Source organism: Rhizobium sp. H4, from assembly GCF_003013335.1.
Taxonomy (GTDB): Bacteria; Pseudomonadota; Alphaproteobacteria; order Rhizobiales; family Rhizobiaceae; genus Rhizobium; species Rhizobium sophoriradicis.
In genome coordinates this window covers 270,408-293,202 of the sequence record NZ_PSOW01000006.1, presented here as the reverse complement: position 1 = coordinate 293,202, position 22,795 = coordinate 270,408, and the positions used below count along the sequence as shown (strand labels likewise).

General features: G+C 63.7%; 22 protein-coding genes. 16 read left to right on the top strand and 6 right to left on the bottom strand.

Going from position 1 to position 22,795, the window contains the following annotated elements:
- Positions 1-400: 400 nt before the first annotated feature.
- From rpsT to mutM, 3 genes are all read right to left on the bottom strand, one after another.
- Positions 401-679, bottom strand: coding sequence for a 30S ribosomal protein S20 (gene rpsT / locus C4N04_RS12155; RefSeq protein WP_008524652.1), 279 nt, complete (start codon positions 677-679; stop codon positions 401-403).
- A 191-nt stretch (positions 680-870) separates the two neighbouring features.
- Positions 871-1,644: an enoyl-CoA hydratase gene (locus tag C4N04_RS12150; protein ID WP_106796113.1), complete on the bottom strand. Its 774-nt coding sequence runs from the start codon at positions 1,642-1,644 to the stop codon at positions 871-873.
- 19 nt (positions 1,645-1,663) lie between these two features.
- A complete protein-coding gene (mutM, locus tag C4N04_RS12145) occupies positions 1,664-2,554 on the bottom strand; it encodes a bifunctional DNA-formamidopyrimidine glycosylase/DNA-(apurinic or apyrimidinic site) lyase (RefSeq protein ID WP_096763029.1) in 891 nt (296 codons plus the stop codon).
- Between the two features lie 149 nt (positions 2,555-2,703).
- On the opposite strand from mutM, the gene ubiE reads away from it, so the two are divergent.
- From ubiE to C4N04_RS12095, 10 genes are all read left to right on the top strand, one after another.
- On the top strand, positions 2,704-3,480 hold the full coding sequence (gene ubiE / locus C4N04_RS12140) for a bifunctional demethylmenaquinone methyltransferase/2-methoxy-6-polyprenyl-1,4-benzoquinol methylase UbiE (protein ID WP_096763030.1): 777 nt from the start codon (positions 2,704-2,706) through the stop codon (positions 3,478-3,480).
- 48 nt (positions 3,481-3,528) lie between these two features.
- The gene (gene ubiB / locus C4N04_RS12135; protein WP_077991225.1) at positions 3,529-5,103 is read left to right on the top strand and encodes a 2-polyprenylphenol 6-hydroxylase; all 1,575 of its coding nucleotides are present in this window, start codon (positions 3,529-3,531) and stop codon (positions 5,101-5,103) included.
- 90 nt (positions 5,104-5,193) lie between these two features.
- The gene (locus C4N04_RS12130) at positions 5,194-6,771 is read left to right on the top strand and encodes an aromatic amino acid lyase (protein WP_106796112.1); all 1,578 of its coding nucleotides are present in this window, start codon (positions 5,194-5,196) and stop codon (positions 6,769-6,771) included.
- Between the two features lie 130 nt (positions 6,772-6,901).
- A complete protein-coding gene (locus C4N04_RS12125; protein ID WP_096763032.1) occupies positions 6,902-8,281 on the top strand; it encodes an amidohydrolase family protein in 1,380 nt (459 codons plus the stop codon).
- Positions 8,278-9,558 (top strand): Zn-dependent hydrolase, encoded by a 1,281-nt coding sequence (locus C4N04_RS12120; RefSeq protein ID WP_096763033.1) that lies wholly within the window; start codon positions 8,278-8,280, stop codon positions 9,556-9,558. Before C4N04_RS12125 ends, C4N04_RS12120 begins: the two co-directional genes overlap by 4 nt.
- Positions 9,539-10,636 carry a DUF917 domain-containing protein gene (locus tag C4N04_RS12115; RefSeq protein ID WP_096763034.1) on the top strand — a complete coding sequence of 366 codons (1,098 nt, stop codon included), beginning with the start codon at positions 9,539-9,541 and terminating at the stop codon, positions 10,634-10,636. The genes C4N04_RS12120 and C4N04_RS12115 overlap by 20 nt, the downstream gene beginning before the upstream one ends.
- Positions 10,637-10,639: 3 nt before the next feature.
- Positions 10,640-10,960, top strand: a complete 321-nt coding sequence (locus C4N04_RS12110; RefSeq protein WP_096763035.1) for a TfoX/Sxy family protein — start codon at positions 10,640-10,642, stop codon at positions 10,958-10,960.
- A 235-nt stretch (positions 10,961-11,195) separates the two neighbouring features.
- Positions 11,196-12,857: a urocanate hydratase gene (locus tag C4N04_RS12105; protein ID WP_096763036.1), complete on the top strand. Its 1,662-nt coding sequence runs from the start codon at positions 11,196-11,198 to the stop codon at positions 12,855-12,857.
- A 53-nt stretch (positions 12,858-12,910) separates the two neighbouring features.
- Positions 12,911-13,153, top strand: coding sequence for an AbrB/MazE/SpoVT family DNA-binding domain-containing protein (locus C4N04_RS12100; protein ID WP_038686430.1), 243 nt, complete (start codon positions 12,911-12,913; stop codon positions 13,151-13,153).
- Positions 13,150-13,548 (top strand): type II toxin-antitoxin system VapC family toxin, encoded by a 399-nt coding sequence (locus C4N04_RS12095; protein ID WP_096763037.1) that lies wholly within the window; start codon positions 13,150-13,152, stop codon positions 13,546-13,548. Before C4N04_RS12100 ends, C4N04_RS12095 begins: the two co-directional genes overlap by 4 nt.
- Before the next feature lie 21 nt (positions 13,549-13,569).
- Here C4N04_RS12095 and C4N04_RS12090 read toward each other — a convergent pair whose 3' ends face one another.
- A complete protein-coding gene (locus C4N04_RS12090; protein ID WP_106796111.1) occupies positions 13,570-13,956 on the bottom strand; it encodes a VOC family protein in 387 nt (128 codons plus the stop codon).
- Positions 13,953-15,203 (bottom strand): MFS transporter, encoded by a 1,251-nt coding sequence (locus C4N04_RS12085; protein WP_106796110.1) that lies wholly within the window; start codon positions 15,201-15,203, stop codon positions 13,953-13,955. The genes C4N04_RS12090 and C4N04_RS12085 overlap by 4 nt, the downstream gene beginning before the upstream one ends.
- Before the next feature lie 81 nt (positions 15,204-15,284).
- Between C4N04_RS12085 and C4N04_RS12080 the strand changes: the two genes are divergently transcribed.
- A complete protein-coding gene (locus C4N04_RS12080) occupies positions 15,285-16,166 on the top strand; it encodes a LysR family transcriptional regulator (protein ID WP_106796109.1) in 882 nt (293 codons plus the stop codon).
- Between the two features lie 99 nt (positions 16,167-16,265).
- The gene (gene coaBC / locus C4N04_RS12075) at positions 16,266-17,477 is read left to right on the top strand and encodes a bifunctional phosphopantothenoylcysteine decarboxylase/phosphopantothenate--cysteine ligase CoaBC (RefSeq protein WP_106796108.1); all 1,212 of its coding nucleotides are present in this window, start codon (positions 16,266-16,268) and stop codon (positions 17,475-17,477) included.
- On the opposite strand, the gene C4N04_RS12070 is transcribed toward coaBC, so the two are convergent.
- Positions 17,464-18,276, bottom strand: coding sequence for a class II glutamine amidotransferase (locus C4N04_RS12070; protein ID WP_096763042.1), 813 nt, complete (start codon positions 18,274-18,276; stop codon positions 17,464-17,466). The genes coaBC and C4N04_RS12070 overlap by 14 nt on opposite strands.
- Before the next feature lie 502 nt (positions 18,277-18,778).
- Here C4N04_RS12070 and C4N04_RS12065 point away from each other — a divergent pair.
- From C4N04_RS12065 to C4N04_RS12050, 4 genes are all read left to right on the top strand, one after another.
- Entirely contained in the window at positions 18,779-19,456 is a 678-nt protein-coding gene (locus C4N04_RS12065; protein WP_106796121.1) for a FadR/GntR family transcriptional regulator, read from the top strand.
- Complete coding sequence (locus C4N04_RS12060; protein ID WP_106796107.1) at positions 19,453-20,745, top strand: MFS transporter; 1,293 nt, start codon at positions 19,453-19,455, stop codon at positions 20,743-20,745. The genes C4N04_RS12065 and C4N04_RS12060 overlap by 4 nt, the downstream gene beginning before the upstream one ends.
- A gap of 106 nt (positions 20,746-20,851) precedes the next feature.
- Entirely contained in the window at positions 20,852-22,384 is a 1,533-nt protein-coding gene (locus C4N04_RS12055; RefSeq protein WP_096763045.1) for a carboxypeptidase, read from the top strand.
- 9 nt (positions 22,385-22,393) lie between these two features.
- On the top strand, positions 22,394-22,795 hold the full coding sequence (locus C4N04_RS12050; protein WP_106796106.1) for a GFA family protein: 402 nt from the start codon (positions 22,394-22,396) through the stop codon (positions 22,793-22,795).

Genomic DNA, 22,795 nt, shown 5'->3' with positions numbered 1-22,795 from the left:
GAAAGCCATTTAGGCAGGATCAAATGGCAAGATCAACGATGAATTTTACGCAAATTTAAGATGCGGCCATTGACTCCGCCCGCCCTTTTCGGGCGTCACACCACCGTCAAAAAAGAATCGCTTTTGAATCAAGGAGATTCCCCGTTCGGGCTATTTTGACACGCAATGAAAGAAAAAAAATAAAAATCTTCTTGACTCGCCCAGGGTCACCGGAGCGCAGGCCAGAGTCGCGCGGCGCCGAAGCATCCTATCGCAAGTCATTGTTTTTTATGGACTTTTCCTGTCATGGCAGTGACACGAAACAGTCGTGCGATTAACCATGAAGAGGCCAAACAGCGGAATCGAAAAAGCCCGGTAAAATTACCGGGCTAATCATAACGAGGAGGTCGTTAATGGAAGATTACGCGGTCGCGGAGACCGAAAGAGCCTTCACACGAGCGGCCAGGCGCGAGACCTTGCGGGATGCCGTGTTGGAGTGCAGCACGCCCTTGCTGGCGGCGCGGGCAAGCTCCGGCTGAGCGGCCAGGAAAGCGGCCTTCGCCTTGTCGGCGTCACCGGATGCGATAGCCTCTTCGACCTGGCGAACGAAAGTACGAACGCGCGAGCGACGAGCCTTATTGACGTCGGTACGGCGGGCGATCTTGCGGGTCGCTTTTTTCGCCGAAGTTGTATTGGCCATGGATGCCTCTCTCAAGAATTCGAACAAACTCCGCCATTACCGCGGGCCCTGCGGCCACCAAATCCAGCAATGCGGGAGCAATCGCGGAAAACCAGAGCGGCTTTCCGAACCGTGGGCGGGCATATAACCCTAAAGCCTGCCCACGTCAACGCGGATTTTCAAGCTTTCCAGCCGGAAGCGCCGAAAAGCATTCAACGGTGCTTAAAGGCAGGTTTGCGCTTCTCGACAAAGGCCGCCATGCCTTCTTTCTGATCATCGGTGGCAAAGAGACTGTGGAACAGGCGGCGCTCGAAGCGGAGCCCCTCCTCCAGCGTCGTTTCGAAGGCACGGTTGACCGCCTCCTTGGCCATCATCACCGAGGGCTGCGAAAGGGAGGCGATCTTTTCCGCCGCGGTAAGCGCCTCGTCGAGCAGACGCTCGGGCGCCACCACACGCGAAACGAGTCCCGATCGTTCGGCTTCCGCCGCATCCATCATCCGGCCGGTCAGGACAAGATCCATCGCCTTCGCCTTGCCGACGGCGCGCGTCAGCCGCTGCGAGCCGCCCATGCCGGGGATGACGCCGAGGGTGATTTCCGGCTGGCCGAATTTCGCCGTCTCCGAGGCGATGATGAAATCGCACATCATGGCGAGCTCGCAGCCGCCGCCGAGGGCAAAACCGCTGACGGCGGCGATGACAGGCTTGCGGGCCTTGGCGACGTCGTCCCAGCCGCTGATGAAATCACTCTTATAGATGTCGGCGAACTGGAGCGACTGCATTTCCTTGATGTCGGCGCCGGCGGCAAAGGCGCGTTCGGAGCCGGTGATGACGATGGCGCCGATCGCCTCGTCGGCATGGAAGGAGGCGTAGGCCGCCTTCAACTCCTTGAGGACGGTGGAGTTCAACGCATTCAGCGCCTGCGGGCGGTTCAGCGTGACGAGGCCGACATTGCCTCGGGTTTCGACGATCAGGGTCTCGTAAGCCATGCTGGTCTCCCGTTTTCTCTCATTTCTGACAGGCGGCGCAATAGAAGGTGGAGCGACCCGCCTGGACGATACGGGCGACCGTACCGCCGCAGCCGGGCGTGCCGCAAGCCTGGCCTTCGCGATCATAGACGGAGAAGGAATGCTGGAAATAGCCGAGCGATCCATCCGTCTGGATATGGTCGCGCAGCGACGATCCGCCGGCGGCTATGGCATCGGCGATGACGTCGCGGATCGAGGCGACGAGCAGGCCGAGCTTTTCCTTCGGCTTGCCGCCCGGCGTTACCAGGGTGCCGGCGGCGCGAATCGGCGAAAGATGCGAACGCCATAGCGCTTCGCAGACATATATATTGCCGAGACCGGCGATGTTCTTCTGGTCGAGAAGCGCGCTCTTCAAGGGCTGCGCCTTGTCGCGGAAACGGTCGGCGAGATAGGCGGCGCCGAGATCGTTTCCCGTCGGCTCCGGGCCTAGATCGCGGAAGAAAGGGTGGGCGGCAAGATCGGCTCGTCTTACCATATCCATGAAGCCGAAACGGCGCGGGTCGTTATAGACGACGCGGCGCGGGCCGCCCGAGCCCTCGAGATGAAAGACGACGTGATCGTGCTTCTCGTCCTTGGTGCGGGCATGGTGGAATTCGCCCGGTGTTTCGGAAACGGCCCCCTCCTCGATGCGGAAGGAACCCGACATGCCGAGATGGGAAATCAGCGTATTGCCGTCGTCGAGATCGACCAGCAGATATTTGGCGCGGCGGCCAAGCCCGATAATGGTGCGGCCGGAAACCCTGTCCACCAGGGCATCGGGAAAGGGGAAGCGCAGGTCCCTGCGGCGCAGCTCCAGCCTTGCGACGCGAGCCCCTTCCATCGCCGGCGCCAGCCCGCGTTTGACCGTTTCGACTTCTGGCAATTCCGGCATCTTAACCCATCTATATCGAACGTGTTTCAACCGAGGACGATGTGCGCTATAGCGCCAGTGAGCCGCGGAGAGCGCGGCCCAGTGATAACGTCGCGCGCGGTCTTTCGCTATGGCCGCGTGCCCGAATCTTGAAGGAACGGAGCAGCCTGATGTCAGAAAGCCGCACTTCCGCCGATGGCGGCATGGAGACCTCCTACGGCTTTCGCGAAGTGCCCGGCGGCGAGAAGCAGGGCATGGTCAACCAGGTGTTCCACAAGGTCGCCAAACGCTACGACATCATGAACGACGTCATGTCGATGGGCATGCACCGCGCTTGGAAGGATGCGATGATCGCCGCGCTCAATCCGCGCAAGAAACCGGGCTACAAGGTGCTCGACGTTGCCGGCGGCACCGGCGACATCGCCTTCCGCATCGTCGAGGCTTCGGGCCGGCAGGCGCATGCGACCGTGCTCGACATCAACGGCTCGATGCTCGGCGTCGGCGCCGAACGGGCGGAAAAGAAGAAGCTTTCCGGCAATCTGACCTTCATCGAGGCGAATGCCGAAACGCTGCCTTTCGAGCCCGCCAGCTTCGACGCCTATACGATCGCCTTCGGCATCCGCAACGTGCCGCGGATCGATATCGCGCTCTCTGAGGCCTATCGTGTGCTGAAGCGCGGCGGCCGGCTGCTGGTGCTGGAATTTTCCGAAGTCGACATGCCGCTGCTCGACAAGATCTATGACGCCTGGTCGTTCAACGCCATTCCGCAATTCGGCAAGGCGATCACCGGCGATGCCGAACCCTACCAGTATCTGGTGGAATCGATCCGCAAATTCCCGAACCAAGAGAATTTCGCGGCGATGATCCGCCAAGCCGGCTTTTCGCGCGTCAGCTACACCAATTATACCGGCGGCATCGCCGCACTGCATTCCGGCTGGAAGCTCTGAGGGAATGAGGGAAATAAAGACAAACCTCCCTCGGCGGAGCATTTCGGCATGAGCACTTTCGGAGCCTATTTCCGCCTTTGGCGCGTCGGCTGGGTGCTCGTGCGTGAGGGCGTCGTCTCGGCGCTTCCTTCCGAAGGCCTGCCGCCTTCGGTCGCGCTCGCCAAATCCGTCGTCACGATTTTCGAGCGAAGCAAGGCAAAGCATCAGAAGCGCAGCGACCGGCTGGCGCAAGCCGTCGAGCGGCTTGGTCCCTCCTATGTGAAGATCGGGCAGTTCCTGGCGACGCGGCCTGACGTGGTCGGCGTCGAATTCGCCAACGACCTGTCGCAGCTGCAGGACCGCATGGCCTTCTTTCCCTCGGCTGCCGCCAAGGCGAATATCGAAGGCTCGCTCGGGCGGCCGATCGGCGAACTCTATGCGAGCTTCGGCGAGCCGATCGCCGCCGCCTCGATCGCACAGGTGCACCCGGCCGAAGTGGAGACACCGCAAGGCCGAAAGAAGGTCGCCGTCAAGATCGTGCGACCCGGCGTGCGCCAGCGTTTTGCGCACGACATCGAGGCCATGTACCTCGTCGCCCATATGCAGGAGCGTTTCATGCCGTCGAGCCGGCGGTTGCGGCCGGTCGAGGTGACGAAGACGCTCGAACAGACGACGAAGGTGGAGATGGATCTTCGCCTGGAGGCGGCAGCGCTTTCGGAGATCGCCGAAAATACCGACAGCGATCCCGGCTTCCGCGTACCGAAGGTAGACTGGGAGCGCACGGGCCGCGACGTCATCACCATGGAGTGGATCGACGGCACGAGAATGTCTGACGTCGAAGGGCTGCGCGCGGCCGGCCACGATCTCAACCTGCTCGCCGACACGCTGATCCAGTCGTTCCTGCGCCATACGCTGCGCGACGGCTTCTTCCATGCCGACATGCACCCGGGCAATCTCTTCGTCGATGCCGGTGGCATGATCGTCGCCGTCGACATGGGCATTGTCGGGCGGCTCGGCAAGAAGGAGCGGCGGTTCCTCGCCGAAATCCTCTACGGCTTCATCACCCGCGATTACGTCCGCGTCGCCGAGGTGCATTTCGAGGCGGGCTATGTACCCGGCCACCACAATGTCGAGAGCTTCGCCCAGGCAATCCGGGCGATCGGCGAGCCGATCCATGGACAGCCGGCCGAGACGATCTCGATGGGCAAGCTGCTGACGCTGCTGTTCGAAGTGACCGAACTCTTCGACATGGCGACACGGCCGGAACTGGTGATGCTGCAGAAGACCATGGTCGTCGTCGAGGGCGTGTCGCGCATGCTCAACCCGCGTTTCAACATGTGGAAAGCCTCCGAGCCCGTCGTCGGCGACTGGATTCGCACCAATCTCGGGCCTAAGCGGATCGCGACTGATCTCAAGGACGGGCTGAAGGCGGCGGTCAAGCTTGCCGAAGCAGTGCCGGAAATTGCCGCAAAGACCGAAAAATTCCACCATCAGCTCCTGCATATGAGCGAGCACGGCCTGCGTTTCGACGAGGAGACAGCCGAGGCGATCGGCAAGGCGGAAGCACGGCACAACCGCTCGGCCAGGATCGCGCTGTGGGTCATCGCATTGACGCTTCTCTATATTGCCTGGATGCTGAGCTGACCGCCTCCCGATAACATGCTGTGTTCGGCATTTAGGATATCCCATGTAACGGAGGGCTCGCTTAGTCTCACCGTTTAGGAGATCTGGCACATGCAGCACGAACGCCCCGGCATCGAACTTTCCGGACGACCGCTTGGTTTTGCCGAGATGGTGACTATCGGTGCGGGCAAGGCGACGATTTCTGCTTCGCCGACCGGCATGGCCCGCATCGCCATCGCCCGCGAGATTGTCGAGGATGCGATCGCCTCAGGCATGCCGGTCTACGGCTCGACAACAGGTGTCGGGGCCATGAAGGATGTGGAGTGGTCGGCCGACGAACTCGACACCTTCAATCTCGGCCTGGTGCGCGCCCATCATTTCGGCACCGGCACGCCGTTTTCCTGCAACGTCGTGCGCAATGCCATGGCGATCCGCGTCAATACGGCGCTGACCGGCCAGGTCGGCTGCACGCCCGAGCTGATCCAGGCCTATATCAGGATGCTCGAGGCCGATCTCATTCCGGTCGTGCGCCGCACCGGCTCGATCGGCTGCGCCGATATCGGCCTGATGGGGCAGATCGGCGCGGTGCTGACCGGCGTCGGCGAAGCGGTCTACCGCGGCAATCGGATGCAGGCAGCCGACGCCTTCCGGGCCGCGGGACTGCAACCGGTGCGGATGGCGCCCCGCGACAGCCTCGCCTCGCTGAGCGTCAATGCGGTGAGCTTTGCCGCGGCGGCGGAAACGACACGCAATGCGGCGGCCTCGATCCGCGTCCTGCTGGCGACGGCGATGATGGCGGCCGGCGCGCTCGGCGCCTCCCGCGACCCCTGGAAGGCCGTCCGCCATGTCGGCACGGCGCGCGAGGCGCTGATCGGCGCCTGGCTCTGCAATGCGTCGGAGGAATGGAACTGGCCGGTTGCAACGCATGTGCAGGATCCCCTCAGCCTGCGCATGATCGCCCAGGTGTTCGGTGCGGTCATCGAAAACCTGCTGTCAACAGGCCATAAGATCCTTGCCGCCACCGGCCGCTCGGACGACAATCCCGTGGTGGTGGAAGGCAGGGTGATGACCTCGGGTGGATCGCTGCCGCTCGATGTGACGATCCTGCTCGAATCGGCGGCGCTGTGCATGGCGCATGCGGCGCGCAACGCCTTCAACCGCTGCGTCATTCTCGGCAACGGCCAGCGACGCGACCTGCCGGTCAATCTGGTGCCGCCGGGTCGGATCGCCACCGGCTTCGGGCCGATCATCAAGCTTGCCGGCGAGATCTTCTCGCGCGTCTTGTCGATGTCCGGTCCCGTTTCGGCGCAGTCGCTGGTCGTGGCGGCCGGCCTGGAGGACGAGGCGGCCTTCCTGCCGCTCGTCATCGAGCGCTTCGAGCGGCAGATGCAGGCGCTGAAGCGGCTTGCCGCACTCGAGGCGCTGCTCTCGGCCCAGGCAATCGACATTCTCGGAGACGAACCGAAGGGTGTTGCCGGCATGCTTTATCAGGTCGTGCGCAAACATGCGGCCTTTTATACCGTCGACCGGCCGCTTTCGGCCGAGGTGGAGGCGATCGAGGAAGAGCTCGGATCGGACGACTTTCTGACAAAACTGACCGAACAGGTGCCAATCGCCTCCTTCGACGATTTCTTCGCACTCGGCTCGCCGGAGCCCATCGAGGAGCGGCTGGCGAGCCGAACAGGATGATGCCAGGCGAAGGCCTGAAAATCTGGATCCTGTTCTACATTAACCAGATGATGCCATCCGACAAACGTCACGCTATTGGCATCACGCTCCAGCCGGCAACGGTCTGATTTCAGCCCAGGGAGGAAGCGACATGGACTTCGATCTCGTTCTGCAGGGCACGGTGGTGCTGCCGTACCGCATCCTCGAAGAGGGCTATGTCGCCGCCCGCGACGGCAAGATCGCCGAGGTCGGCCTCGGCGTGCCGCCTGCGGCGCGCGAACGGCATCTGCTCGGCAAAGCACTGATCCTGCCCGGCGCGATCGACGCCCAGGTGCACTCGCTTTCCCAGAAGGATCAGGAGGATTTCATCTGGTCGACGCGGTCGGCGGCGGCCGGAGGCGTGACAACAATCGTCGACATGCCCTATGACGAGGGCGATCTCGTCTGCTCGGCGGCGGCGGTGAAACGCAAGATCGACCATGCCGGGCAGCAGGCGCGTGTCGACTTCGCGCTTTACGGCACCGTCGATCCGGAAGAAGGCCCGGCGCGGATCGGCGAGATGGTCGAGGCGGGCGTCGCGGCCTTCAAATTCTCGACCTTCGGCACCGATCCCAAGCGTTTTCCGCGTATCCCGCCGGCCCTGCTCGACGCCTGCTTTGCGGCGATCGCTCCGACCGGACTGAGGGCAGGCGTGCACAACGAAGACGACGAGGCGGTGCGCAGCTATATCGAGCAGGTGAAGGCGCGCGGCATCACCGACTGGCGGGCGCACGGCCTGTCGCGGCCACCAATCACCGAACTCCTGGCCATGCACACGATCTTCGAAACGGGTGCCGCGACCGGCTGCCCGGCGCATGTGGTGCATTGCTCGCTCGGGCGCGGCTACGATATCGCCCGCGCCTATCGGCGTGACGGTTTTGCGGCGACGGTCGAATGCTGCATCCATTATTTGACGCTCGACGAAGAGAACGACGTCAAGCGCCTCGGCGGCAAGGCGAAGATCAATCCGCCGCTGCGGCCGCGCGCCGAGGTGGAGAAGCTCTGGCGGAAGGTGGCCGAGGGCGATGTCTGGCTGGTTTCGACCGATCACGTCAGCTGGTCGGAAAACCGCAAGACCAATTCCGACATGCTCGCCAACGCATCCGGCGTGCCCGGACTCGAGGTGATGGTGCCGCTTTTCGTCAAAGGCGCCATCGAGCGCGGCATTCCGCTGACATGGGCAGCCAGGCTGATGGCGGAGAATCCGGCCAAGCATTTCCGGCTCGACCATATCAAAGGGGCGCTGAGGCCGGGCAAAGATGCCGATATCGCCGTGCTGGAACCGCGGGACACGATCTATGATGCATCGGCAAGCGGCAACAATGTCGTCGGCTGGAGCCCCTATAACGGCATTGCCCTGCCCTGGACGGTGGCGGCCACCTACCTGCGCGGCGAAAAGATCGCTGAGGGGGGCAAGGTGCTGGCCAAACCCGGCACCGGCCGGTTCGTCCGGCCGCCGCCGCGCCACGTCATTGCGGGAGCTGGTGCATGAGCCGCAATCCTCCCGTCAATGCCAACAGGATCGCTGAGGATATCGAGGCGCTGGCCGAAATTACCGAGCCGGGACATCCCTGGACGCGGCGGGCCTTCTCGCCGCTCTTTCGCGAAGGCCGGAGCTATCTCGAAGCCCGGATGAAGGCGGCCGGATTGGAAACGCGGATCGACGCGGCCGGCAATCTGATCGGCCGGCGCACCGGCCGCAAACCATGGCTAGGCACGATCATGCTCGGTTCGCATTCCGACACGGTGCCGGACGGCGGCCGCTTTGATGGCATTGCCGGCGTGATCGCGGCGCTTGAGGTGGCACGCGCGCTCAGCGACCAGAGCATCGAGCTCGACCACGATCTGGAGATTGTCGATTTCCTCGCCGAAGAAGTCAGCATCTTCGGCGTCTCCTGCATCGGCAGCCGCGGCATGACCGGGCAACTGCCGGAGTCCTGGCTTTCGCGCGTCAGCGGCGGTCTCGATCTTGCCGGAGGCATTGCCCAGGTGGGCGGCGAGCCTGGCGTCCTGGCGCAGCAGAAGAGGCCGGATATTGCCGGCTTTCTCGAGCTGCATATCGAGCAGGGACCGGTGCTCGAAGCCGAACGGGAGGATGTCGGGATCGTCACCGCGATTGCAGGTATTACCCGCATCGAAATCACTGTCGAAGGACGGGCTGACCATGCCGGCACGACGCCGATGGACCGGCGGGCCGATGCGCTGGTGGCGGCATCCCAGCTGGTGCTCGACATCCGTAACGCCGCCGCCGAGCTGGCCAAGACGCCGGGGCATTTTGCCGCGACGGTCGGCGAATTCAGAGTCGAGCCGAATGCCGCCAATGTCGTGCCGTCGAAAGTCGCGCTGCTGATCGACGGCCGCGCTGAAATTCGCGCCGATATGGAGGCCTTCTGCCGCTGGCTCGAAGGCCATGTCGAAAAGCTGGCGACCGCCTATGGCGTGAGGATCGAAGCGCCGACCCGGGTATCCGACAATCTGCCGACGCCGGGCGATGCCGGGCTGCTTTCGGCGCTCGAGGCCGCCTGCGAACGTGTCGGCGCGAAATATCGGCGCATGGCCTCGGGCGCCGGGCACGACACGGCCTGGATCGCCAAGGTGGCGCCGGCGGCCATGATCTTCGTGCCCTGCCGGGGAGGCCGCAGCCATTGCGAGGACGAGTGGGCCGACAATGACGATATCGCGATCGGCGCCGCCGTGCTGTTCGAGGCGGTGCGCGAGATGGACACGGATTCGAAGCGGGAGAAGGCGGATGGGACGCATACTGGTTGAGAAGGACGTCGAAGCCGCCGTCAAGGGCGGCTCCGTCTATGCCGCCGGCGGTGGCGGTTGGGCCGATCACGGGCGCATGCTCGGGCTTGCGGCAGTCAATGCAGGCAAGCCGGAGCTGGTGTCGATCGACGAACTGCGGGACGATGACTGGATCGCGACGGCCGCCGCCATCGGCGCGCCGGCCTCCACCACCCCCTGGGAAATGCAGGGCATCGATTACGTCAAAGCCGTGCAACTCCTGCAGGAGGCGCTGGGCGAAAAGCTTTCCGGGCTGATTATCGGCCAGAACGGCAAATCCTCGACGCTAAACGGTTGGCTGCCGTCGGCGATCCTCGGCACCAAGGTGGTCGACGCCGTCGGCGATATCCGCGCCCATCCCACCGGCGACATGGGCTCGATCGGCATGGCCGGCTCGCCTGAGCCGATGATCCAGACCGCCGTCGGCGGCAATCGCGCCGAAAACCGTTATATCGAACTGGTGGTGAAGGGGGCGACGGCGAAAATCTCGCCGGTGCTGCGTGCCGCCGCCGATCAATCCGGCGGCTTCATCGCCAGCTGCCGCAATCCGCTGCGCGCTTCCTATGTCCGCAGCCATGCGGCACTCGGCGGCATCTCGATGGCGCTTACGCTCGGAGAGGCGATCATCGCGGCAGAGAAACGCGGCGGGCCCGCTGTTATCCATGCGATCTGCAAAACGACGGGCGGGCATATCCTCGCCGAGGGCGTGATATCTAGAAAGGACGTCGTCTACACCAGGGAAGCCTTCGACATCGGCACGGTTATCGTCGGTTCGGGGGCAAAATCGGTGACGCTGCATGTGATGAACGAGTATATGGCCGTCGACGACGCCGATGGCGGCCGGCTTGCCACCTTCCCCGCAGTCATCACCACGCTGTCTCAGGAGGGCGAGCCGCTCAGCGTCGGCCAGCTTAGGGAAGGCATGCGGGTCTTCATCCTGCATGTGCCGAAGGATATCATCCCGCTATCGGCAAGCGTGCTTGATCCCACCGTCTATCCCGTCGTCGAAAAGGCGATGGGGATCGAGGTCGCCCGCTATGCGCTGGAAACGAAGGCCTGAACCATGACGCGCGATCCCGGCCTGCTGCGCGAGGAAGTTGGCGACCGGCCGGGGCTTACGGAAAAATCCATGTTCGGCGGCCGGGCGTTCCTGCTGAACGGCAATCTGTTTTGCGGCGCGCGCAGTGACGGCATGCTGATCCGCCTCGGCAAGGGCAATGACGGCTGGGCGCTCGCCCTGCCCGGCGTGATCCAGATGCTCTCCGGCGAGCGGGTGATGCAAGGCTGGGTGCGGGCGACGGCCGAGGTTTATGGCGACGATGGGCTGAGACGGCGTTTACTGGACAGCGCGCTCGCCTACGTGAAATCGCTGCCAGGGAAGTAACGCAGCTATTCCCCCTTCTCCCCAGCGGGGAGAAGATGTCCGAAGGACAGATGAGGGGGTGAGCGGCAGAGCCGCGAATGCCTTGAGCGCAAGCGAAGGGCAACATATCGGTCCTGCCGTGCCGCCCCTCATCCGACCCTTCGCGCCACCGACCGGGGTCGAGCCACAGGTCTCGACCCGTCCTTCGGACCCCCGTTGGGGAGAAGGGAAACCAGAGACCAAGCGAGGAACAACCATGCCGAAGGCCAATCCGCGTCATCCGAAATTTCCGATCCCCGGCGGGCCCGAGCTGCGCGCCAAGGGCTGGCGGCAGGAAGCGCTGCTGCGGCTGCTCGAAAACGTGTTGTCCGTCGGCGAAGATCCCGAAAACCTGATCGTCTATGCCGCGCTCGGCAAGGCGGCCCGCAGCTGGGCCGCGCATAAGGGCATCGTCAAAGCGCTGACCGAGATGGAAGAGGATCAGACGCTGCTGATCCAGTCCGGCAAGCCGATCGGGTTGGTGAAGACGCACGCCAAGGCGCCGCTCGTCATCATGGCGAACTGCAATATCGTCGGGCAATGGGCGAAAGCCGAGATATTCTACGAGCTGCAGGGCAAGGGACTGATCTGCTGGGGCGGACTGACGGCAGGCGCCTGGCAATATATCGGCAGCCAGGGCGTCATCCAGGGCACTTACGAGATCTTCATGCGCATTGCCGAGCGGCGCTTCGGCGGCGATCTCGCCGGCCGCTTCGTGCTGACGGGCGGTCTCGGCGGCATGGGCGGGGCGCAGCCGCTCGCCGGCCGCATGGCGGGCGCTGCGATCCTCTGCGTCGACATCGATCCGGAGCGCGCCCGCAAGCGCCAGCAGATCGGTTATCTCCAGGAGATCGCACCGGATCTCGATACCGCCCTTGAGATGATCGACGCGGCGGTGAAGGACAGGCGGGCGCTCTCCGTCGGCCTCGTCGGCAATGCGGCGGAAGTCTATCCCGAAATCGCAAGGCGCGGCATCGTGCCCGACATCGTCACCGACCAGACCTCGGCGCATGACCTCGTCTACGGCTATGTGCCGAAGGGCATGAGCCTCGATCAGGTGAGAGAACTGCGCGACGATGGCCAGGGGCAGTTGATGGCCGCAAGCCGCGCTTCGATCGTCGATCATGTCACGGCGATGCTGGACTTCCAGAAACGCGGCTCCGAGGTCTTCGACAACGGCAACCTGATCCGCACCCAGGCGAAAGAAGGCGGCGTCGCCAATGCGTTCGACATTCCGATCTTCACCGAGGCCTATCTGAGGCCGCTCTTTGCCCGGGCGATCGGCCCGTTCCGCTGGATGGCGCTGTCCGGCGAGGAGAGCGATATCGCCCGGATCGACGATCTGCTGCTCGAGATGTTTCCCGACAACAAGATCATCACCAACTGGATCCGGTTGGCCCGCGAGCACGTTCCCTTCGAGGGGCTGCCGGCCCGCATTGCCTGGCTCGGCCACGGCGAACGTACGATGCTGGCGCTGCGCGTCAATGCGCTGGTCGCAGGCGGCGAACTGAAAGGCCCGGTCGCCTTTTCGCGCGACCATCTCGATGCCGGCGCCATGGCGCATCCCAATATCATGACCGAGCGGATGAAGGACGGCTCCGACGCGATCGCCGACTGGCCGCTGATCGACGCGATGATGCTCTGCTCGTCGATGGCCGATCTCGTCGTTGTCCATTCCGGCGGCGGCGGCTATGCCGGTTACATGACGAGCTGCGGCGTCACCGTCATCGCCGACGGCACCGAAGCCGCCGACGAGCGGCTCGACCACGCGCTGACCAACGACACCGCCTTGGGCGTCATGCGGTATGCTGACGCGGGCTACGAAGAGGCGCTGGATGAGGTGATGAAGAAGGACGTGCCCTATATCCGGCTTGGTTGAAATGTAAGTCGAGTTGCTATATATCATTGTCATATCTCACCGAGGGCCGTGACATGGAAACCGCAAAAATCTTCTGGTCAGGGCGTTCGCAAGCCGTCCGCTTGCCGAAGGAATTCCGCTTTGATGGCGATAGTGTCACCATCCGGCGCCAAGGGCGTGCGATCGTTCTCGAACCGATTTCCGACAATTGGGATTGGCTGGCTGACGTGATCGGTCCGGTCGATCCCGACTTCGCGACAGCAGCAGAAGAGCAGCCTGCACAACAGGAACGACCTGACCTCGACTTCTTCAAATGAAGTACCTGCTCGATACAAATGCCGTCATTGCCTTGATAAAGGGCAATGACCGCCTCATCGCCGAACTGCGCAAGCACACACCAACGGATTTCGCCATGCCGGCGATCGTCGCGCATGAACTCTTTTACGGCGCTTACAAAAGTTTGCATATCGATGAGAATCTGGCGCGGATCGATGCGCTACAATTCGCCATACTGGAATTTGACCGGAACGACGCGCGCAAGGCCGGAGAAGTTCGCGCAGCGCTGCGAGCATCGGGAACGCCCATCGGCCCCTATGACGTCCTGATTGCCGGGCAGGCCGCTGCGCGCGGCCTCGTCCTGATCACCCGCAATCTGAGGGAATTCGAGCGCGTGGCGGACCTGCAGGTAGAGAATTGGGAAGGCTCGCCTTGATCGGTTTATCCCGGCGGTGCATCAATCGATCAGATTCGAAACTTCGATGAGGTTGCCGTCTGGGTCTCGGAAATAAACCGAGTGTAGGCGCCCGGTTGCGCCGGTGCGGTCGACCGGCCCTTCCTCAATCACAATGCCCGATGCCCGCAGATGGGCGATGACGTCGACAATCGGCGTTTCGGCGATGAAGCAGAGATCGCCGGAGCCGGGGATTGGATGTCTGGCCTTGGGTTCGAATTCGTGGCCGGCCTGATGCAGATTGATCTTCTGGCGGCCGAATTTCAGTGCCTTGCGGCCCTCCGCGAAGGTTTCGACCGACATGCCGAGGATGCGGCAATAGAAATCGCAGGTGGCTGTGATATCGGCGACGGTCAGCACGAGATGATCGAGACGGTCGATGCGGATCATGTTTTTTTCCTTGCGAGACGCTGCGCGGCACAGGCGGAGATAAAGGCGAGCGTCAGCAGGACAAGGGTGAAGGCGACGACGGCGGCCCAGCCGTCGATTGCGAAGAACCAGCCACCCGCCGAGCCCATGAGGCTGGAGCCGACATAATAGGCCAGCATATAGAGCGACGAGGCGTGGCCCTTGGTGCCATGCGCCAGCCTGCCGACGAGGCCGCTGGCAATGGAATGGCTCATGAAGAAGCCGGCCGTCAACACGATAATGCCGAGGATGATCGATGGCAGCGTGGCGGAGAGCGTCAGCGCGCTGCCGGCGGCGGTCAGGGCCAGACCGAAGAGCAGCACAGAGAAGTGCCCGATCCGGTCTCCGATGAGGCCGCCGATCGAGGCGGCGCCGATGCCGAAAAGATAGACGGTGAAGATCAGGCCGAGTTCGGTCTGGTTGAGGCTATAGGGCGGCGCCACGAGACGGAAGCCGGCATAATTGTAGATCGTCACGAAGGAGCCCATCGCCAGGAAAGCGATGGCGAAGACGAAGGGCAGCGCCGGATTGGCGAGATGGCTGAACCAGGCCCTGGCATGGAAACTCGGGTCGAAGCCCGGCCGGCGAACGAAATTCTTCGACGGCGGCAGCAGGGCGATGAAGCCCAGCGCGGCGGCAAGGCCGATGGCGCCGATCAGGAAAAGCGCCGGGCGCCAGCTGAGATATTCGGCGAAGATGCCGGTGAGAACGCGGCCGGACATGCCGCCGAAGGCGGTGCCGCCAACATAGAGTCCCATGCTGGCGCCAAGGCCGCGCGGATCGATTTCCTCGGCGAGATAGGCCATGGCGACGGCGGGCACGCCGCCGAGAACGAAGCCCTGCAGGGCGCGGATGACGAGCAGCAGCTGCCAGTTCGGCGCAAGAGCCGTGGCCACCGTCAGCAAGGCCGCCCCGACAAGCGATATCGACATCAGGCTGCGGCGGCCAAGCCCTTCCGAGACGGCGGCGGCGCAGACGATGGCGAGTGCGAGGAAACCGGTAGAGAGCGACAGCGACAGTGAGCTTTCGGCCGGGCTGACGGAAAATTCCTGGGAAAAGATCGGCAGCAGCGGCTGCACGCAATAAAGCAGCGAGAAGGTGGAAAAACCGGAGAGGAAAAGGGCCAGGCTGGCGCGGCGATAGGCGCCGCTGCCGCGGGTCAGATAGGACCTCTGTCCCGCGATCGCGGTTTCCTCAGGGCGCTTTGCTGCATCGGCTGGTTTCGGCATGGATCCATCCTTCCAGCCTCCGATCTAGTCGGCGCCCCTTCATTTGTCCAATATATGGTTCAATATGTTTTGGAGATGGTCATGGAGCTGCGGCACCTGAGATATTTCCTTGCGGTGGCGGAGGAAGGCAATTTCACCCGCGCCGCAGGCAAACTTGGCATCGGGCAGCCACCGCTCAGCCAACAAATCCGCGACCTGGAAACGGAAGTGGGTGCAGCGCTGTTTCACCGCGTGCCGCATGGCGCAGAGCTGACGGCGGCAGGTGCAGCATTTCTGGGTGAGGCAAAAGCGGCGCTCGCGGCAGCGGAGAAGGCGAAGCTTGCCGCGCAAAGCGCCAATCGCGGCGAGACCGGTCGGCTGTCGCTCGGCTTCACCGCATCCTCCGCCTTCAATCCCGTGGTCAGCACCACAATCCGCCGCTTCCGAGCGCGCTGGCCGGAGGTGCAGCTGTCGCTGACGGAGATGAACACGCTGGCGCTGATGCAGAAGCTGGAACGCGGCGAGTTGGACGCCGCCTTCATGCGCCCGAGCCTCGAAGACCCCGCCGGCATCCGGCTGCGGCGGCTTGAAGATGAGCCGATGGTGATCGCCCTGCCCGCCAGCCACCGGCTGGCACGGCATCGCAGCCTGCCGCTTGCGGCCCTGGTCGACGAACCTTTCATCCTCTTTCCCAGGCTCGTCGGATTGAGCCTTTACGACGATGTCGTGCTTGCCTGCCGCAAGGCGGGATTCGAGCTCGCCGTGGCGCAGGAGGCGCCGCAGATTTCCTCCGTCGTCAATCTGGTGGCGGCCGATCTCGGCGTGTCGATCGTGCCGGCGTCGATCTCGCAGATCAAACTTCAGGGTGTTGTCTACACGCCGATCGAGGGGCCGCCGGCCATCGCGCGCCTGGCGCTGGCGATGCTGAGGACGCATCGCTCGCCGGTTACAGAGAACCTGATGAGCCTGCTCAGTGATGAATGATTTCGCAAGGCAGAACAGGAACGTCCGTACTCGATTGCATGTTCTGCGCCAAAGGCTTAGGGTCGAGGCCGGGCAAAAAAAGGCGACGGGTAGAAAGCCATGGCTCTCAGCGGCAAACGCATCCTCCTCATCATCTCAGGCGGCATCGCCGCCTATAAGAGCCTGGATCTGATCCGCCGGCTGCGCGAGCGCGGTGCAAGCGTCCGTCCCATCATGACCAAGGGGGCGCAGGAATTCGTCACGCCGCTTGCCGTCGGCGCGCTGGCGGCGGACCACGTCTTCGTCGATCTGTTTTCGCGCCAGGACGAACTGGATGTCGGCCATATCAGGCTGGCGCGCGACTGCGATCTCGTGCTGATTGCGCCCGCCAGTGCCGACCTGATGGCGAAGATGGCGAACGGCCTTGCCGACGATCTTGCCTCGACGGTGCTCCTGGCAACGGCGAGGCCGGTGCTTGCGGCTCCGGCGATGAACCCCAGAATGTGGGCGCATCCGGCCACCCGACGCAATGCGGCAAGGCTGAGGGAAGACGGTGTCCGCTTTGTCGGGCCGATGGCCGGCGAGATGGCGGAAAGCCACGAGGCCGGACTCGGCCGGATGGCGGAGCCGCTTGACATCGTCACTGCCGCCGAAACCATGCTCGACGACGGGGAAAAACCGCTGAAGGGGCGCAAAGCGATCGTCACGTCTGGACCGACGCATGAGCCGATCGATCCGGTGCGCTACATCGCCAACCGATCTTCCGGACGGCAGGGACATGCGATCGCTGCGGCTCTTGCCAAGCTCGGGGCGGAGGTGACGCTCGTATCGGGGCCAGTGACGATCGCCGACCCCGTCGGCGTCAACACCATTCATGTCGAGCGGGCCGAAGAAATGCGTGATGCCGTGCTGGCGGCGCTGCCGGCCGATATTGCCGTCATGGTCGCGGCGGTGGCGGACTGGCGCGTCGCCTCGGCCGCCGACCAGAAGCTGAAGAAACATCCGGGCGAATCCATTCCGACGCTGGCGCTGACCGAAAACCCCGACATTCTGAAAACCGTCGGCCATCACACGATGCGGCCGAAACTGGTGATCGGCTTTGCCGCCGAGACGCAGGACGTGGAGAGCAATGCGAGGGCGAAACTCGAGAGGAAGGGCGCCGACATCATCGTCGCCAACGATGTTTCTCCAGCGAGCGGCATCATGGGCGGCAGCCGCAACAGCGTCAAACTCGTCCGTCACGACGGCGTCGAGCGATGGCCCGACCTGGCGAAGGAAGAGGTTGCCGAAAGGCTCGCGTCGCTGATCGCCGCGCGTTTTATGCAGGAATAGCCACCCGTTGCGGATTGGCGGCGCTCCGCTTTTCCGGCCGGAAGTTTGCGACATCGATGCCGTTTTCGCCGATGGTGACGGCGCTGCCATTGGGAATTTCCGCCCAGGCGTCGACATCGTCGTTCAACGGCTCGGAGACGAGGCAATAGCCGGCGCTGGCAGGCGAGGCATAAAGCGTCGGGGCCCTGCGATCGGTGGCATAGCGTATCGCATAGAGCGTCTTGCCGTCGGAAAAAGCGGCGGTGAAGCGCAACAGGATCGAGCCGATGATGTTCTCGGCCAGGTCTTCGACGAAGCCTATCATGTTGGCCATCGCCGCGATCGGCGCCTCGCGCAGGCCAAATTGCAGCGCCAGCAGGAACATCAGCTCGGAATCGGTCGTGCCGCCGCGGGCATTGAACAGCTCGTCGTCGAGCATCGCCTCCATCGGCCGGCGCAGGCGCTCGAAACCGGAAATCTGGCCATTGTGCATGAAGGACCAGTTGTCATGGGTGAAGGGGTGGCAGTTGTCGCGGCGCGTGCCGCCGCCGGTGGCGGCGCGGACATGGGCGAGGAAGAGCGGCGAACGGATCTGCCGCGCCAGGCTCTTCAGATTGCAGTCCGACCAGGCCGGCAGGATGTCGCGGTAGCGGCCGGGCTCGGGCCTGTCACCGTACCAGGCAATGCCGAAACCGTCGCCATTGGTCGCCGTCTTGGCGCGGGTGGCGCAATGGGACTGCTCGATCAGCGAATGGGCGGGCGAGGACACCAGCTCCTCGAGATATAGAGGGTCTCCGCGATAGGCTGCCCAGCGACACATGGCTTTTGCTCCGGGACCCGCCGCCGCTTCGGCGGGAATGCTGAAATTGTCGAACGTCAAGGCTAATAACAGCTTAACGCGCAGCCGGTTTGCAAGCGCAAGATGACGGTTTCGTGGCATCAGGCGCGTTCAAATTCGGCAAAGCTCTGTGTTCTTTTGTGAACGGTCGGATCCGCCGAGGCCGGGCATAGACGGGGATTTCTGCTTGCATCTCGAAAGAATCGGCCTACCTTGGGTCTATCAGCAACAGAACGAAAGGAAGGTGATCCAATGTCTAATGAGATTTCGGACCTCGTAACGGGCATGGAAGAGGTGATGAAAGCGAGGCAGCCCTCGCTCTAAAACCCGCCTTCCTGGGGCTGCTTTGACAGTCCAGGCCAGTTCGAGGCCAAACTCATGGAAAGGGTCGCTGAGGCGGCCCTTTTTTATTGCCGGATCGCTTTGACGATATGGATAAATGTTGCTACTCATAAAGTCATCCGATGACTTAATGAATAACATTATGCGTGCGATCAGCAGGACAAATCTCGCCGATGAGGCGATCGAGGCGATCCGCAGTGACATCCTCGGCAAACGCTGGGCAGTCGGCGACAAATTGCCGAATGAAGCCACACTGTCGGCCATGCTCTCCGTCAGCCGTGGCACGGTGCGCGAAGCGGTACGCGTTCTCGTCTCCCAGGGTTATCTCGAAACGCGGCAGGGTTCGGGCACCTATGTCCGCTCGACCCGCGATGCCGGCCGGCCGCTGACGATGGCCCGGCGCGCCAGCCTGCGAGACCAGTTCGAGGCGCGCCTGGCGCTCGACGTCGAGGCGGCCCGGCTGACGGCGATCCGCAAGACGCCGGAGACGGTAACGGAGCTTCGCCGGCTGCTTTCCGAGCGCGGCACCTACGACGGCGGCGATAAGGCTGGCTTCATCGAGCGCGACCTCGCCTTCCATAAGGCTGTCATTGCCGCGTCCGGCAACCGGGCGATGGTCGAGATCTATGATTTCTTCTCGGCCTCGATCGCCGAAACCATCGCGGCGACGCTGGGGACGGATATTCCCGAACCGGATATGCAGGCGCATGCCGATATCGTCGACGCCATCGATACCGGCAATCCCGACACGGCGGACGCAGCGGTCCGCCGCTTCATGGCGCCGGTTCTTGCCGCCCTCGACCGGATGATCCTGTCATGAATTCGCCTTCCAACGATCTCGCTGCCACGCTCGACCCGGCTGACGAACTGCTTGTAGACGCCGAGGCCGGCAGCCTACCGCCGCCGCAGGCAACACCGGTGCGGAGTGCCGCGGATCGTTTCCTGCTCGGGGCGAGCCTGGTGCTGATCGCCTTCAACCTGCGTCCGATCTTTTCCAGCGCCTCGGCGCTTCTGCCGGAAATCCGCTTGGAACTTGGTCTCACAACACTCGGCGCCAGTCTGCTGACGACGCTGCCGGTCGTCTGCCTCGGGGCCTTCTCGCCGCTGGCGCCGCGCCTTGCCCAGCGCTTCGGCTCGGAGCGTACGCTGCTTGGCGTTGTGCTGCTTCTGGCTCTTGGCACCGCATTGCGCGGGCTTTCCTCCGTGCCGCTGCTCTTCATCGGCACGGCGCTGGCCGGCGCCTGCATCGCCGTCGGCAACGTGCTGCTGCCGGGCTTGGTGAAACGGGATTTCGCCGGGCGCGCCGCGCTGATGACCGGCTTCTACACGATGGCGCTCTGCGCAGGTGCGGCAGGTGCCGCCGGGCTGACGCTGCCGGTCGAGCACGCTCTCGGCGGCTCACTTGCCGGCGCGCTCGCCGTCTGGGCGCTGCCGGCGCTCGCCGTCGGGCTGATCTGGCTGCCGCAGGTGCTGCGCAGCAGCGGCCAGGCACGGCGAAACGGCTTCCGCGTCGAAGGCCTCTGGCGGGACCGGCTTGCCTGGCAGGTGACGCTGTTCATGGGGCTGCAATCGGCGCTTGCCTATTGCGTCTTCGGTTGGCTGGTTCCAATCTTACGCGAACGCGGGCTTGACGGCGTCACTGCCGGGGCGATCGTTTCGCTCTCGGTAATGGTGCAGGCCGCATCCTGCCTTGTTGTGCCGCATATCGCCGTGCGCGGCAAAGACCAGCGGCTGATCAATGCGAGCCTCTGCGGCGTTGCCGTCACCGCCCTGCTCGGCCTGCTCTTCGCGCCGCTGTCGACCGTCTGGCTCTGGGCGATGCTGCAGGGCATCGGCCAGGGCGGGCTGATCGCCGCGGCGATGACGACGATCGTGTTGCGCTCGCGCGATCCCGATATCGCCGCCCATCTTTCCGGCATGGCGCAATGCGTCGGCTATCTCCTCGCAGCCATCGGGCCGCTCATTGTCGGCCTGATCCGCGGCTGGACCGGCAGCTTTTCCTGGTGCGCTGTCCTTTTCGTCGCGCTCGGCCTGGGGGCAGCAATCAACGGCTGGATGGCCGGCCGATCAGTCGAGGTGAATGTCCACGCAGTAGCGAATACCGGCTGAGCCGGGCCGCTCACTCACTCGCCCATCACCATCTCTTGATGCCGGTCGCCGGTCGCCGATGCTACGCTATTTCTCAGCCTGCATTCGGCAACGCGGAGGAGAGACCGTGCGCATAGGAAGCCTGTTTCTGCTAGCCGCGCTTGCGGCGCTTCTCGCCCCTGGCCTTTCGCCGGCGCAGGAGAGCCGTGAAGGCCGGGGCAATATCCAGAGCGAGGCGCGCGACGGCGTGCTGAAGCTGCTGCCGCCCGATTCGGTCACGGAACACGAGCTGACGATCGGCGATCGGAAGATCGCCTATACCGCGACCGCCGGCACGCTCGATCTCTTCGGCCAGGACGGGGCGCCGACCGGCGCGATCTTTTACACCGCCTATGTCGCAAGGGATGGCGGACCGGATCGGCCGCTCACCTTTGCCTTCAACGGCGGGCCGGGTGCCGCCTCAGCCTTCCTGCATCTTGGGCTGGTCGGACCCAAGGTGCTCGATTTCGGGCCTGAGGGCCGCGACGGCGCCAATGCGAAGCTGATCGACAACCCTCAAAGCTGGCTCGATTTCACCGATCTCGTACTGATCGATCCGATCGGCACCGGCTGGAGCCGGACCGTCAAGGCCGACGACGCTTCCAACTATTACAACGTCAATTCCGACGCCCAGAGCATCGCCAAGGCGATCGCGCTCTATATCGCCCACAATAACCGCTCGAACTCGCCGAAATATCTTCTCGGCGAAAGCTATGGCGGCTTCCGCGCCGCCAAGGTCGCCGCCGTGCTGCAGGAAAGCCAGGGCATCGTCGTCGCCGGCGCGGTGATGCTTTCACCACTCCTCGAAAGCCAGCTGATGTTCGATGCCGATCAGTTCGCGCTCGGCGCGGCACTCGAACTGCCGTCGCTGGCGGCGGCCGAACTCGACCGCCACAATGCCTTCGACGAACAGAAGCAGCGCGACGCCGAGACCTTCGCGCTCGGCGATTACCTGACGACGCTGGCCGGGCCGCCGCCCACAGGCGCCAAGGCGGCCGCCTTCTATGGCAGGATCGCCGAGCTGACCGGCATTCCCGAAGATATCGTCGCGCGCAACCGCGGCTTCCTCGGCAATTCCTTCGTCAAACATTCCGACGGGGGCATCAGCGCAGTGATGAGCCCCTACGACGCTTCCTTTGCGGCACCCGATCCCTACCCGGAATCGGATTACGACCGCGGCGACGACGCCATTCTCGACGGTTTCACCCGCGCCTATGGCGGGGCCTTTGCCGACTATGCCCGCAACGAGCTCGGCTTCAAAACGGAGCTGACCTACACGCTGCTCGACAGCGATATCAGCCGGCGCTGGGGATGGGGCAGCGGGCGCGGCGGCGGATCGCGCCTGCAGGCGAGCGCCACCGACGACATCAGGCAATTGCTCGCCGCCAACTCGGCCTTCCATCTGCTGATCGCGCACGGCTACAGCGACCTGGTGACGCCTTACAGCGTCAGCCGCTATGTCGTCGATCATCTGCCGCCTTCGCTCGCCAATGGCCGCGTCGGGCTGGAACTCTATCGCGGCGGCCACATGTTCTATACGAAAGCCGACCAGCGGGCCGCCTTCACGGCGGATGCGAAAGCTTTCTATGCCACCCGCCCGGCTGGTCCGCCGGCCGATTGAGGAATGCCGATGCATATATCAGGAGGATGCCATTGCCGAGCGATCCGCTATCAGGCGGAAATCGATCCGGAGCGGGTTTCGATCTGCCATTGCACCGATTGCCAACGGCTGACGGGCTCGGCCTATCGCGTCACCGCACCGGCGCGGTCGGAAAGCTTCGCGCTGATTTCGGGCGAACCTCGCGGCTACATGAAATATGGCGACAGCGGCGGCCTCAGCCGGCAATTCTTCTGTCCAAATTGCGGATCGCCGCTCTACCGCACCGATGGCGAAGGCGGCAAGATCGGCATCCGCCTCGGCAGCATCGACCAGCGGCGGGACCTGACCCCCAAGAAACAAATATGGTGCCGATCGGCCCTGCCCTGGGTGGAGAATATCGAACCGCTGCCACGGTTCGACGGCGAAGACTGA